The 12,583-nt window shown below is 59.8% G+C and carries 14 protein-coding genes; 5 read left to right on the top strand and 9 right to left on the bottom strand.

Going from position 1 to position 12,583, the window contains the following annotated elements:
- The first annotated feature begins 221 nt into the window (after positions 1-221).
- The 3 genes from AB4090_RS14195 (at position 222) to AB4090_RS14185 (ending at position 4,099) form a co-directional block, all read left to right on the top strand.
- The gene (locus AB4090_RS14195) at positions 222-782 is read left to right on the top strand and encodes a recombinase family protein (protein WP_369574542.1); all 561 of its coding nucleotides are present in this window, start codon (positions 222-224) and stop codon (positions 780-782) included.
- Positions 783-784: 2 nt separating this feature from the next.
- Positions 785-3,754, top strand: a complete 2,970-nt coding sequence (locus AB4090_RS14190; protein ID WP_369574541.1) for a Tn3 family transposase — start codon at positions 785-787, stop codon at positions 3,752-3,754.
- 75 nt (positions 3,755-3,829) lie between these two features.
- On the top strand, positions 3,830-4,099 hold the full coding sequence (locus AB4090_RS14185; RefSeq protein ID WP_369574540.1) for a hypothetical protein: 270 nt from the start codon (positions 3,830-3,832) through the stop codon (positions 4,097-4,099).
- Positions 4,100-4,145: 46 nt separating this feature from the next.
- On the opposite strand, the gene AB4090_RS14180 is transcribed toward AB4090_RS14185, so the two are convergent.
- From AB4090_RS14180 to AB4090_RS14165, 4 genes are read right to left on the bottom strand one after another with little or no spacing between them, the layout of a single operon-like run.
- Positions 4,146-4,424, bottom strand: a complete 279-nt coding sequence (locus tag AB4090_RS14180) for a TraR/DksA C4-type zinc finger protein (RefSeq protein WP_369574539.1) — start codon at positions 4,422-4,424, stop codon at positions 4,146-4,148.
- A 3-nt stretch (positions 4,425-4,427) separates the two neighbouring features.
- On the bottom strand, positions 4,428-5,789 hold the full coding sequence (locus AB4090_RS14175; RefSeq protein WP_369574538.1) for a ParB/RepB/Spo0J family partition protein: 1,362 nt from the start codon (positions 5,787-5,789) through the stop codon (positions 4,428-4,430).
- Positions 5,776-6,543 carry a ParA family protein gene (locus tag AB4090_RS14170; protein ID WP_369574537.1) on the bottom strand — a complete coding sequence of 256 codons (768 nt, stop codon included), beginning with the start codon at positions 6,541-6,543 and terminating at the stop codon, positions 5,776-5,778. Before AB4090_RS14170 ends, AB4090_RS14175 begins: the two co-directional genes overlap by 14 nt.
- The gene (locus AB4090_RS14165) at positions 6,531-6,935 is read right to left on the bottom strand and encodes a hypothetical protein (RefSeq protein WP_369574536.1); all 405 of its coding nucleotides are present in this window, start codon (positions 6,933-6,935) and stop codon (positions 6,531-6,533) included. The genes AB4090_RS14170 and AB4090_RS14165 overlap by 13 nt, the downstream gene beginning before the upstream one ends.
- Positions 6,936-7,308: 373 nt before the next feature.
- On the opposite strand from AB4090_RS14165, the gene AB4090_RS14160 reads away from it, so the two are divergent.
- Complete coding sequence (locus tag AB4090_RS14160) at positions 7,309-7,677, top strand: type II toxin-antitoxin system RelE/ParE family toxin (protein ID WP_369574535.1); 369 nt, start codon at positions 7,309-7,311, stop codon at positions 7,675-7,677.
- Between the two features lie 13 nt (positions 7,678-7,690).
- Positions 7,691-7,972 carry a HigA family addiction module antitoxin gene (locus AB4090_RS14155; protein ID WP_369574534.1) on the top strand — a complete coding sequence of 94 codons (282 nt, stop codon included), beginning with the start codon at positions 7,691-7,693 and terminating at the stop codon, positions 7,970-7,972.
- 8 nt (positions 7,973-7,980) lie between these two features.
- On the opposite strand, the gene AB4090_RS14150 is transcribed toward AB4090_RS14155, so the two are convergent.
- The 5 genes from AB4090_RS14150 to AB4090_RS14130 all read right to left on the bottom strand — a co-directional run bounded on the left by AB4090_RS14150 (position 7,981) and on the right by AB4090_RS14130 (position 12,349).
- Positions 7,981-9,645 (bottom strand): UvrD-helicase domain-containing protein, encoded by a 1,665-nt coding sequence (locus AB4090_RS14150; protein WP_369574533.1) that lies wholly within the window; start codon positions 9,643-9,645, stop codon positions 7,981-7,983.
- 225 nt (positions 9,646-9,870) lie between these two features.
- Entirely contained in the window at positions 9,871-10,449 is a 579-nt protein-coding gene (locus tag AB4090_RS14145; protein WP_369574532.1) for a S26 family signal peptidase, read from the bottom strand.
- Positions 10,433-10,711, bottom strand: coding sequence for a hypothetical protein (locus AB4090_RS14140; RefSeq protein WP_369574531.1), 279 nt, complete (start codon positions 10,709-10,711; stop codon positions 10,433-10,435). The genes AB4090_RS14145 and AB4090_RS14140 overlap by 17 nt, the downstream gene beginning before the upstream one ends.
- A gap of 125 nt (positions 10,712-10,836) precedes the next feature.
- Complete coding sequence (locus tag AB4090_RS14135; protein ID WP_369574530.1) at positions 10,837-12,066, bottom strand: conjugal transfer protein TraB; 1,230 nt, start codon at positions 12,064-12,066, stop codon at positions 10,837-10,839.
- Positions 12,026-12,349, bottom strand: a complete 324-nt coding sequence (locus AB4090_RS14130) for a hypothetical protein (RefSeq protein ID WP_369574529.1) — start codon at positions 12,347-12,349, stop codon at positions 12,026-12,028. Before AB4090_RS14130 ends, AB4090_RS14135 begins: the two co-directional genes overlap by 41 nt.
- Between the last annotated feature and the right edge of the window lie 234 nt (positions 12,350-12,583).

Here is a 12,583-nt window from a genome sequence, read left to right as displayed (position 1 = left end):
TTCGAAGATTGATGTGGCAGTTTGCTTTTCCATATTTTGAGTATACAACAACTATTGAAATATATGCAATGCTTTTTGACTCGTCCAGTTAGACTATACCCTAACTGGATGTCAGGATAGCCCATTCGTAGGCGTCAGAATAGAGCCAACTTTTCAATTTCTTGACGGATGCCGCGCAAGGTCATAGATTTCTGCCTGACACTCACAGATCAGGAGGCATCTTGCAGGGGCATCGCATCGGATACGTCCGCGTCAGCAGCTTCGACCAGAACCCAGAGCGGCAGCTCGAACACGTCCAGGTGGACAAGGTGTTCACCGACAAGGCGTCGGGCAAGGACACCCAGCGCCCGCAGCTCGACGCGCTGCTCGGGTTCGTGCGCGAGAGTGACACGGTGGTGGTGCACAGCATGGACCGCCTGGCGCGCAACCTGGACGATCTGCGCCGCCTGGTGCAGCGCCTCACTCAGCGCGGCGTGCGCATCGAGTTCGTCAAAGAACACTTGACCTTCACCGGCGAGGACTCACCGATGGCAAACCTGATGTTGTCGGTGATGGGCGCGTTCGCCGAGTTCGAGCGCGCCCTAATCCGCGAGCGGCAGCGCGAGGGCATCGCGCTCGCTAAACAGCGCGGGGCCTACCGGGGCCGCAAGAAGGCGCTCGCGCCGGAGCGGGTGGCCGAGTTGCGGCGTCGCGCTGCGGCCGGCGAGAAGAAGGCACAGCTTGCCCGCGAGTTCGGTATCAGCCGCGAAACCCTGTACCAGTATCTGAGAACGGATGACTGACCATGCCGCGCCGCAATTTACTGACACCCGCCGAACGCACCGGCCTGCTCGCCTTCCCGACCACCGACGATGAACTCATCCGGCATTACACCTTTGCCGAACCCGACCTGTCGGTGATTCGCCAGCGGCGCGGCAGCCACAACCGGCTCGGCTTCGCGGTGCAGTTGTGCTACCTGCGTTATCCCGGCTTTGCCCTGCCGACGGATGCAGAGCCGCCCGCCTCCCTGCTGAACATCGTCGGTCGCCAGTTGCGCATCGAGCCGAACATCTGGCCGCAGTATGCGCAGCGGCCGGAAACGCGGCGCGAGCACCTGTTGGAGTTGCAGGCGTGGCTGAAGCTGACACCGTTCGCTGTCGCTGACTACCGGCACTTCGTGCACCAGCTCGCCGATCTCGCCCAGCAGACCGACCGGGGTATCGTGCTGGCCGAAGCGCTGGTCGAGTTGCTGCGGCAGCAACGCATCATCCTTCCGACCGTCGATGTCATCGAGCGCTTGTGCAGCGAGGCGCTGACACGTGGCACGCGCCAAGTCTATGAAGCGCTCACCGCGCCGCTCGGTGATTTCCACCGCCGCGCAGTCAATGGCCTGCTGGCGATCCGCGAGGGCACCAAGGGCAGCGGGCTGATCTGGCTACGCCAGCCGCCCGGCCCGCCGAAGCCCAAGCATGTGCTGGCCCACCTGGAACGGCTGAAAACCATTCGCGACCTGGCGCTGCCGGGCAGCCTGGAACACGCTATTCACCAGAACCGTCTGCTGAAGCTCGCTCGCGAAGGCGGACAGATGACAGCCCAGCACCTGCGCGACCTGGAGCCAAACCGTCGCTATGCAACCTTGGTCGCGGTGATCCTCGACACCCGCGCTACGCTGATCGACGAAATCATCGACCTGCACGACCGTTTCATGGGTTCGCTGTTCAGCAAGGCCAAGCGTAACCATGCTGACCGCTTCCAGCAGTCTGGCAAGGCGATCAACGACAAGGTGCGGCTGTACTCGCGCATCGGTCGCGCCCTACTGGAAGCCAAGCAGTCGGGCGGCGATCCTTTCGTCGCCATCGAGGCGATCATCCCCTGGGATGCGTTCAGCGAAAGTATTACCGAAGCGGAAACGCTCGCCCGGCCGGAAGACTTCGATTTCCTGGCCCTGGTCGGCGACGGCTTCACCCAGCTCCGACGCTACACGCCGACCCTGCTGGATGCGCTGACCATGAAGGCCGCGCCGGCCGCGCGCGAACTGCTGGCCGGCGTCGAAGTGCTCAAGGGGATGAACGACCGTCAGGCGCGCAAGGTGCCGGACGACGCACCCATGTCCTTCGTGCGCAAGCGCTGGGAAAACCTGGTGCGCACGGAGGATGGGCTGGATCGGCGCTTCTATGAGCTGTGCGTGCTGTCCGAGCTGAAGAACTCACTGCGCTCCGGCGACATCTGGGTGCAGGGATCGCGCCAGTTCAAGGATTTCGAGGACTACCTCTTGCCGCCGCCGCGATTCGCGGCGCAGCGTGACCAGCGGGAATTGGGTCTGGCTGTCGATACCGACTGCGACCGATTTCTGGATGCTCGGCTTGCGGTGCTGCAAGAGCAACTGGCGACAGTCGAGCGGCTGGCCGCTGCCAACGAACTGCCCGATGCGGCCATCACCAGCACCGGGCGAATCAAGATTACGCCGCTGGACAATGCCGTGCCGGATGAGGCCGAGGCGCTGATGCAGCAGGCGTACAGCCTGCTGCCGCATCTGAAGATCACCGAACTGCTGCTGGAAGTCGATGGCTGGACCGGCTTCAGCCGCCACTTCAAGCACCTCAAGAGCGGCACGGCAACCGAAGACCAGCATTTGCTGCTGACGACCATTCTCGCCGATGCCATCAATCTGGGCCTATCAAAGATGGCCGAGTCCTGCCCCGGGGTGACCTACGCCAAGCTGACGTGGTTGCAGGCGTGGCACATCCGCGACGAAACCTATTCGGCGGGCCTGACCGAGCTGGTCAACGTCCAGTTCCGCCAACCTTTCGCCGCCTACTGGGGCGATGGCACTACGTCGTCATCGGACGGACAGAACTTCAAGGCCGGCGGCCGTGGCCAAGCTGCCGGCCAAGTGAATCTGAAGTATGGTCAGGAACCGGGCGTGCAGTTCTACACCCACATCTCCGACCAGTACGCGCCGTTCCACACCAAGGTCATCAACGCCACAGTGCGCGACGCCACCCACGTCCTGGACGGGCTGCTGTATCACGAATCCGACCTGCGCATCGAGGAGCACTACACCGACACGGCGGGCTTCACCGACCATCTGTTCGCCCTCATGCACCTCTTGGGCTTCCGCTTCGCTCCGCGCATCCGCGACCTGGCCGACAAGCGCCTGTATATCCACGGCGACGCCAAACAGTACCCGACGCTCGCCGGTTTGATCGGTGGCAACGTCAACGTGAAGCACATTCGCGCCCATTGGGACGAGATTCTGCGGCTGGCCGCCTCGATCAAGCAGGGCACGGTGACGGCCTCGCTGATGCTCAGAAAGCTCGGCAGCTACCCGCGCCAGAATGGCCTGGCGGTGGCCTTGCGCGAGCTGGGGCGCATCGAGCGCACGCTGTTTGCACTCGACTGGATGCAAAACGTCGAACTGCGCCGCCGCGTGCAGATTGGCTTGAACAAGGGCGAAGCGAAGAACGCGCTGGCCCGCGCCGTGTTCCTGAACCGGCTCGGTGAAATTCGTGACCGCAGTTTCGAGAACCAGCGCTACCGTGCCAGCGGCCTCAATCTGGTGGTGGTGGCAATCATCCTTTGGAACACGGTCTATCTGGAACGGGCAGTCCAGGCGCTGCGCGACTCGGGCAAAGACATCGACGAGCGGCTGCTACCGCACCTTTCGCCGCTGGGCTGGGAGCACATCAACCTGACCGGAGACTACATTTGGCGGCAGAACAAGCAAGTTGAGCAAGGCAAGTTCCGGCCGCTACGAATGCCTGGCGAGGCTTAGCGTACGATTTTTTCCGTTTCGTGAGCTGACCCCTCCTTGACCTTTTCGTGGATGAACTTCCACCTTGGCACTTTGATGCCGTTCGGTTCAAGCGAGGACTCCCTGCTTCTGGATCTCCCCGCTGCCCGTCCTGTAGGGGGAGGCATCCATTACATCTTTACGGCAGCCATGCGGCACAGCACGCGCCTACACTCCCAGCTACGCGGTCGTTTCGGCGGATGCAGTTCGCCGCGTTGCCTACTGGGGACTACTCGCCCCCGCTTCGCTCTCCTGGCTCGCAGCGACGGGTTGTCCTTTGTGGATGAGAAAGGAGCTTACATCATCCACAAGGTGCGCTATGGATAAACCAACAGATGAGCCCCGTTGGTAAAAGCCCGATGTGTTACGACAACTATTCGATATCCCTGGTGTTGGCAAGATACCGCATCATACCGCCTCGCTGGGCGGAGAGGCGGCTGAAACGCTCCCTTTTGTTGCTGCAATGGACGCAGCGCACGGCCTGTACCGCCTGGACTCTGGCTGGGGGGATGATTTCCCCGCAGTCCAGGCAATAACGGTTCCCCGCATCGTCCTCGTCGGCGGATTCTGTGCGGGATCCAGCCCGCTGGGCCATCAACAAGGCCATCTCCTGCTCCTGCATCTGGCCGGCTATATCGGCTTCATCTGCCATGCCTCACCCCTCCTGCACAGCCAGAACAACGGATAGCGCCTCAACAAACTGCTCGGGCGTTGGAGTGCCATCCAACGGCTGCCCGGCCAGACGAAACAGGCGGGCCAACATAGCCTGGGGTACCGGGAATGCCAGCGAATGGACGCCGGTAGCGGCAGCCGACGCTGGTGCCGCGCCAGAAGCCGCAGCAGCGGGCACAGGAGACCCTGTGGCGGGCCTGGCGGACTCTGGAGCACCAGCAACAGTCACGAGGGCTTGGGGGGCAACGGCGGGGGGCTGAACACCGTCATCCACCCCTTCATCGGTCAGTGGGTCCTCGCCTTCACCGCCATCCTCGTCATCATCTTCCCCATCATAAGAGCCATCGTCCATCTGTAGACCCACCAGGTCTTCTGGACTATGCACGACAATATATTCTTCCGGTTCCTTCAAAACATTCTCTCCTGCCCCTGCGTCAGGGGTCACCACACCATCGGGGACCAGGCGCACGCCATCCCCATCCACTGCACCACTTTCAGTTGCAGGCTCAGGGCGTTGTGACGCCTGCCGAGCCTGTTCATAACGTGCCTCTTCCTCATCAACCAGGGCCCGCGTGAGCATCACACCCGGGCTCAGGCGAGAGCGGATGGTCTCCAGGACCTTGCGCTTGGCATCATCCTTGAGCCAGCCACACATCCGGCTGAGGTCTGTTCTCCCGATGCTTTCCACTGGCACTCCCAGAATCCCGGCTACTTCCTGCGCTTCCGGACTGACCATGGACAGCATCTGATGCACCCACGCACGGGACCGCCCCAGGCGCCGGGCCAGTTCCTCCATGCTGGGCTTGGGGTCCATACAGGATCGCAGCCGATCCAGCGCTCGTGCCGTATCCATGGGCGGCATGTCCGCCCGGGCCAGGTTCTCCACCAACTGCATTTCCAGCCGGTCGGCATCATCGACCGGCTCCAGGATGACCGCCGGAATCCGGGACAGGTCATACCCCGCACGCTGGCACGCGGCCCCGGACTCATGGGCCATGCACGATGCCCGCCAGCGGCGCTCGCCGGCGATGATGCGGTACTTGCCGGACTCCACCCGGCGCACCGAAATGGGCTGCAGCACGCCATGCTGCATGATACTGTCCCGCAGCGATTCCAGGCTATTGTCTGCCTCGCTATCGCCCACAAAGGACTTGCGAGGCTGCTCCGGGTCTGCCTCGATGTCCGACAGAGACAGATAGAGCGCGGCGTTGGCGGGTTCCGATGCAGGCGGGGCAGATTTCCGAGCGGGGTCGTCTCCTGGGAATACCTCTCCCTGCGCTTCCAGTTCAGCAAATGCTTTCTCAATTTCGTCCAACATCGTCCGGGACGAATCAATTTTCGCCATTTTCTGCCTCCTTGTCTTTTTGCAGATTCAAAATCTCCTGACAAATACCGGCCCACGCTGCCGCGGCGGGGTCTGTCCTTTCCGCTTGCCACACCGTCAAACCACGTTTCAGTGCGTTAGGCACCTGCTGCCGCAGCGTCAACTGTGTGGATAAGACATACTTGCCTAACCCAGATGCCAGAAGGACATCGACAACCGCCTGCTGATTCGTCGAATTGAGCACGCGCTTGTTAATAACCATGGCCGGCACGAGGTCCTTTATCCGATCATTCACGCCCTTCCAAATCCGCAGCAAAGAAGACACCCCCTGCATTGCCAGAAGGTCTGGCTCCACCGGAGCAACCATCACACCCCCCAGGTAGAGCGGCGAGAACTGCTGCACACCGGCGGCTGGCGGCGTATCAAAGACCAGCACATCGAAGTCTTCGCGCATCAATCGCTTCATGGCATTGATGCCAGCTATCAAACCCTGCTCCTGAATGAATCCGACGGCTTCCTGGCCGGGCAAAAGCTTGAGGCTACCAAACCGGGTATCCGCAAAAGCGATGGGTTTTTGCCTGTCCCACAAATCCGTAACGCAATACCCCTCATTCGTGGCCTTGCCCGTCAGAATGAACGTGGCATTCCGCTGCACATCCAGATCCACCAACAGCGTCTTTTTCCCCGTAGCGGCAGCATAGGCCGCGATATGAACCGCCAGGGCCGTCTTTCCTACGCCACCTTTCTGGTTCGTCACCGTGATCACTTTTGGCATACAGCCCCCTCGTCCCTTCTGCGCACTCGCTCATACAAGGGCGGATAAACCTCCCACGCATACCAAAACAGCATGGAATACAACACCGAATCCATCGGCACCCCTTGCTGATCCCCTATCTTCATCAGGTCTGACGCCAACCGCCGCGGCAACGGCACGGCAACCTGTGCCCACTCCAAATCGCTCACCTGATCCGGGTCTGGACTGGACCGCCAGCGCAAGCCCCGCTCCCATGGCCGGGCCTTCACAAAATCCTGGGCGCATTGTCCAAGCATCGCTCGATGGCTCAGGCCCTGCACAAAGGCCAGGGCCTGACAATACAGGTGCATCCGCAACGGAATGACCGTGCGCAACAGCCCGTAGGGCTTGCCATTGCGGAGTACCTGATTCACGGCATCAAGGATTGGTCAATCTGACCACCGTTACCACAACCGTGATGGATGGATGGCCGAATTCGCGTTCCTCGCATAAACGCAGTTTCTTACCTTATGATTCCCGTCCAGATAGGCTTTGAGCAGCTTTCTCTTGTCCGCCGTATGGTAAACAGGTTTACACGACGCAAGTTCCTGCCGTAACGCTGACTTGTGCGTCTCGTAATATTTTTCAGAATGCAAAGGCTCCTGACCACATCCGGCCAGCGCCAACACGGCTACCGCCAACAACACCTTCGATCTACTCACGGCATGACACTCCTGTTCAGTGAAAGGGCGCCGACTATCGCCGCCCAGTGTAATGGTATAGATCAGAATCGGGTCAGGCCATTTTTTGACGCCGGAAAAATGGATCAGCATCAAGGCGCGCAGACGCGGGCGCCACCGGATTGACAAGCGACAAGCTACGCTTTACAGTCGTCTGGTGATCAAAACCTTCCGACACAAAGGGCTTGAAGGATTTTTCCGCACCGGAAGCAAGGCGGGAATCCAGCCATCACATGCGAACAAATTGCGCATCCTGCTGACCGCGCTGGATGCGGCGGAAGCGCCGGAACATCTGTCCGCACCAGGTTGGCGACTGCACGGGCTCACCGGCAACTTCGAGGGATTCTGGTCTGTTACCGTAAACGGAAACTGGCGACTCATTTTTCGGTTTGACGACACCCATGTTACACAAGTGGATTATCTGGATTATCACTGAGAGGCTGAAATCAATGAGCGACATGCACAATCCCGCGCACCCCGGCGAGGTGCTGCGTGACTATTTGCCAGAGGGTCTGAGCGTTACCAATGCCGCCAAGGCGCTCAACGTCACTAGACAAGCATTGTCCGCGCTCCTGAACGGTCGCGCCGGCATCAGCGCAGACATGGCCGTGCGTCTGGAAGCGGCACTGGGGGTCGATGCCGGGTTTTGGCTGCGAATGCAGGCCACTTATGATCTTTGGGCAGCCAGGCAACGCGGGACCGCCAAGGGCGTCAAGAAGATCGCGGCCTGATCCCCGGGTCAGGCGACCGGCTCCCTGCCAGCCTTCCAGTTTCTGTATTCCCTGGCCTTCTTTCTGATTTCTGGCGTCACCGGGAAATCTTGAAGCAACGTGGCCTGTTCCTCATAGATGGCCTGCAGGCCATTGGTCTCTAACCGCTCCTGCGCTCTTGTCCAGGCGACATAGAGGAGCTTGTAGCTTTCCTGATTCACCCCGTATGCGGTTTCGACATCGCCGCTTTTCCCCAGGTATTCGTACTTCGTCACCAGATGCGTCTTCGTCCAGTCTTCTCCCAGACGGACACAGGGCCACTCCAGACCCTTGGCTTTGTGCAGCGTGCTGATGGTGACAAAGCCTGAGTGCCGGGACCTGGCCGTTCCCTCGCGCAGCGCATGAATGGCCTCATCCAGCGCGGTAACGCCGTCACCGCCGCGTTCATCATTCACTAGAGATTCCACTATCTTCACATAGGGGCGATAGCTTCCCCCCTCTTTCGTCTCGGAATAATCGACAAGATCATGCCAATGATGGAACAGAGACAACTCCGGATGCCCGTATGCGGGGCGCCCTTCATACAAGGATCGCAGAGCGGAAAGCAGTTTTGCCGCGGCCTCGCCGCCCCCTTCGATGTACGGCATCTTGCCGCGCCTGATATACCGCAAGGCGGAGAAGATCACGCCGGCATTGCTGCGGCACAAAATGGCATCGGGATGGTGATCGTGTTTTTTGCTGTCGCTGTGAAAGCCAGGATTTGGATTCCGGCCCCGTAGTTCCCGATCCTCCCCCGCAGCGTCCAGAAACAGGCGGGATGGTGCCGCGATGTTCTCGCCGAACCGAAAGGATTCCGTCAAGGCCGCCTGCCGGAAATCACCAAACAGGTTCATGGCATCCACGGCGCCACGCCAGCCATAGATGCTCTGGTGCCGATCCCCAACGAGGATGATTTGCGCGCCGGCATCACGCATCTTTTTTAACGCGCTGATCATGACCGGATTCGCGTCCTGCGCTTCGTCAAAAAGCACGGCATCAAACCCGGAGAAGTCCCCGTACATGGCCCACAATTTCAGGTACACGTCATCAGTCGAAGGGTAATCGCCGCGCAAATCGGACATGCGCCGCCACACTTCGGTAGCGGCTTCGGCAACGGTTCGGGCAAAGGCCCGCCCCACATCCGCTCCGCCACCCAACGCCTTGATGATGCTCACGACGCTGCCAGGAGCATGGGCAGATGAAATAGTCAATGCGTCCGAATAGCAAAAGTTCCTGACTGTATCCAGAATGCTGGAAACCGCCGCGCCACCCGCCAGACCAAATTCCCGCAAGTCATCAATCCGCTTTGCATGATTGGCGATCACGGCATCCCGCAGTTTCTTACCACAGCGTGTGCGGCCACGAAAGGCGTTGCCCAGCACGGATCCGTTAAATGGGGCGTTGTAAGCGAGCGCATGGGCAGTGGACGTTTTCACCGCATCGGGAAACTTCCCCGCAGCCTCTTTTGCCATGGTGCTGTTGAAGGCGAAATAATGGATGGTCCGGTTGGGGCGTTTTGCCAATAATGCCTTGGCCACCAGAACCTGTGTGGAGGTTTTGCCTGCCCCGGCAAACGCGCTGACCGAAACCGAAGCCCCAAGCGAGGCCAATGAAACGATTTCCGCCTGTTCGTCTGTTGGATTAAAGTTTGCCACCACGACCACCCATACCCGTCAATTCGTGCATGGGTATAGATCAGGATCGGGTCAGGCATACGCTACACCACCAGGCCACCGATCCGCATCCACTTTATTTCCAGGCGCTCCAGTGCGGCGCCTGGATCAATATCCAGCAATGATTTTTTGCCTTTCATCCCCCGCGTACACGGGGCATACGAAACGGCGGACAAATAGTGCCAATGGCAAACCCAACAGCTTCCATCAGCTACCTCTTTTCAGCCAATACTGACTCCCAGGAATCACCCACCATGGCCGCGCTTTCTGCAGAATGTGCGTCTCTGGCACAGGCCCGTAGTAGGCCGAATCGAACGCATAATTACCAGGCGCATACAGCCAGACTTGCCCATCTTTCAGGTGGTAGGTGCCAAAGGGATAGTGCATGATCGCGTGCTTCTGACCAGGTGTGCGCCAGTCCACATGCGAGTTCGGCAGATAGTGCCCGTCCACCCACACACCCGCCCGCTTGAGCACCACCGTCTGGCCAGGCAGGGCAGAGATGTGCTTGATCCACGGCTGTCCAGCCGGGAACCAGTGATACTTCAGGCCCTCAGCCACCGCCGGGTGATGGTCCGGGCCGGGGATCTCCACTTCCACCAGTTCACCATCGTGCAGCGGGAACGGATTGCCTTCCAGCTTATAGAGGCCCAGCGGCTCACAGGTCGATGCGTTCAGGGCCAAATGATCCCACCGCACGATCGCCAGTATCCCCAGGTACAAGGCGGCCAGCCCTGTGAAGATGCCAAACATGCCCCACAGGGACCACTTAACGATGCTTTTCAAGGTGCTTCTCCCGACGCTTGCGCTCACGCACCTGAATACCCGCCAACAGCATGGCTACCGGCTTGTCCAGCCACCGGATCGGCGCTTCCACCAGCAAAAGTGCCCGCAGCAACCGTGTCGCGGCATGATGCGGGGCAGGCCGCTCGAAATATCTCAAGAGCCATTGGTCGGCTCGCCGGACCAGCCTCTGCGCTTTTTCCCGAAAAGGCGAACCCATTCCATGTGCGGATTTTCCGGGTTCTTCCGGCAACAAATCTCCCATAACGCCTCCGATTCCAACGAATCCAATACCCCAATGGGTAGTCCTGCATCCAGGTGGCGAGGGCAGGGGGTGCCTTGGCCTGGATGCTCGGTCATCGCCGGGTATAGATCCGAATCGGGTCAAACTTATTGATTCACCGCCCGCACCACCGGCAACCCAAAGAACGCACCCCAGGCCCGTGCAGAAGCCGCCTGAATGGCCGGGATGTCGGTCCCATCGGCCCACCAGTCGTTCGCTGGGGCCAGCAGGACCTGCAGGTGGTGCCCGATGAAGCCCAGGGCTGGCCACATCAGCAGTTGCTCGTAGCAGATGAGATAGCCCGCCTGTTTGCCGTTGACCGTCGCCAGTTCCGGTTTTCCGAAGACGCGCATGGGAAAGCTGGCCCGTGGCCGCCACGGATGCCACATGGAGAACGGCACGGGTATCCGGTCTGGCAGGATGGTCTCGTGCCCGTCCTGCATCTGTACCAGCGCATCTTCATAGCCGCCATCCCGGAGGGGAATGTCCGCACCAATGAGGGCGACCTTGCCCTTGTGGGTGGCCGTATAGTGCAAGACCGGCTGCCAGATGGCACGGGTGCCCGGCAGCCAGGGTCCGGCGATGGATTCTGGAGTGAGCACTACCCGTGAGCCGTGGCGAAAGTCGCGCAGGACTATCGGCGCCATTTGCATACTGGCCTCGACATAGGACAGTCCCGTGAGTTCGCCGTAGCGGGTATCAATGGCTGTCCAGTGAGCGGGGAGGGCAGGCACCCTGGGCACACCAAACAGCAGTCCAACGAAAAGGCCCAGGGTAGCTCCAGCAAACCAGAGCGCCGGGAACGCTGGCATATCGGCTACTGATCCTGCCCACCCTACCGCCATGCCCGTCATGATCACGGTAAACCAGCCTCCAGGTAACGCGCCAATCCACGGACTGGTCCAGCCGATCAGGCCCAACGGTGGCAGGATGGTCGAGACGGCGGACAGGAGCACCGTGATAGCCATGGCCGCCCCCGCCTTTCGCCACCACGCAGAACCGGACAACCACCGGAACAGTGGACGGTACAACAGATAGGGCAGGGCAAACACCAGCGATGATCCGGTCCAGAAGGTAATCCCAAGACCAACCCCGGCAGTCGGGAAAAAGTCGTCCGTACCGTGGATCAGCCCATACGTCGTCGCCAGATGGTAGCCCAGCATCGACAGGAAGGGTGCCGCCCAATGCCGCCGGTTCCAGAACGGCAGGGCCACCAGAACCAACGGGGCCAGCCCGATCAGGTGCGGCCAGGCGAGAGCGCCAATAACCGCGCCGGCGGTAAAGGCTGCCGTAAGATCAACGGTCTTGCGCATCGTCTTTTCCACGGCGAGCAACATTTCGTGCCCATTGTATAAAGTGCCACAATATCGTGATCAGCAAATATATGCCGAATGTGACCGCGGACAGAAGAAAATAGTCGTAAACTCGGGGAGCAATCACCGAATAAAGAATTCTTTTCGGGACAGCATTGACCGCCAAATAGCCAAGTGCGGAAAATACCCAAATAACAGTCAACACATCACGAAAGATGATTGTTGCCTGTATTGCTTTCTTGCGAATTGTTGGATATACGAAGCGCCGAAATCCTCTCCAAAAATCCTGAAACCAGACCACGTCCATCTACCACCCCCGACCCCCGACAAACTCTCGATTGCATGGGTATAGATCAGAATCGGGTCAAGGCACGGTATCGCTGATTGTCGTGGTTTTCACTTTTTCTTTCCTCTCGTGGTTCTTCTTCTGATCAACAAGCGGGCATAGGTTGGTTTATAGGTCTTGCCAACCTTGATCGCGGTGCGTCGGTTCAAATCGTTCCTTGATATTTATATTTTTCAGAATGATATTCATGCCAGA

This window comes from Acidithiobacillus sp. IBUN Pt1247-S3, from assembly GCF_041146875.1.
In the GTDB taxonomy this organism is placed as follows: domain Bacteria; phylum Pseudomonadota; class Gammaproteobacteria; order Acidithiobacillales; family Acidithiobacillaceae; genus Igneacidithiobacillus.
The sequence above is the reverse complement of the archived record's forward strand: the minus strand, read 5'-3'. Positions and strand labels throughout refer to the sequence as shown.

Excerpts from the sequence above, each read along its gene's own strand:
- AB4090_RS14190 (WP_369574541.1), top strand. The coding sequence starts at position 785 with ATGCCGCGCCGCAATTTACTGACACCCGCCGAACGCACCGGCCTGCTC.
- AB4090_RS14185 (WP_369574540.1), top strand. The coding sequence starts at position 3,830 with ATGCCGTTCGGTTCAAGCGAGGACTCCCTGCTTCTGGATCTCCCCGCT.
- AB4090_RS14180 (WP_369574539.1), bottom strand. The coding sequence starts at position 4,424 with ATGGCAGATGAAGCCGATATAGCCGGCCAGATGCAGGAGCAGGAGATG.
- AB4090_RS14175 (WP_369574538.1), bottom strand. The coding sequence starts at position 5,789 with ATGGCGAAAATTGATTCGTCCCGGACGATGTTGGACGAAATTGAGAAA.
- AB4090_RS14170 (WP_369574537.1), bottom strand. The coding sequence starts at position 6,543 with ATGCCAAAAGTGATCACGGTGACGAACCAGAAAGGTGGCGTAGGAAAG.
- AB4090_RS14155 (WP_369574534.1), top strand. The coding sequence starts at position 7,691 with ATGAGCGACATGCACAATCCCGCGCACCCCGGCGAGGTGCTGCGTGAC.
- AB4090_RS14140 (WP_369574531.1), bottom strand. The coding sequence starts at position 10,711 with ATGGGAGATTTGTTGCCGGAAGAACCCGGAAAATCCGCACATGGAATG.
- AB4090_RS14135 (WP_369574530.1), bottom strand. The coding sequence starts at position 12,066 with ATGTTGCTCGCCGTGGAAAAGACGATGCGCAAGACCGTTGATCTTACG.
- AB4090_RS14130 (WP_369574529.1), bottom strand. The coding sequence starts at position 12,349 with ATGGACGTGGTCTGGTTTCAGGATTTTTGGAGAGGATTTCGGCGCTTC.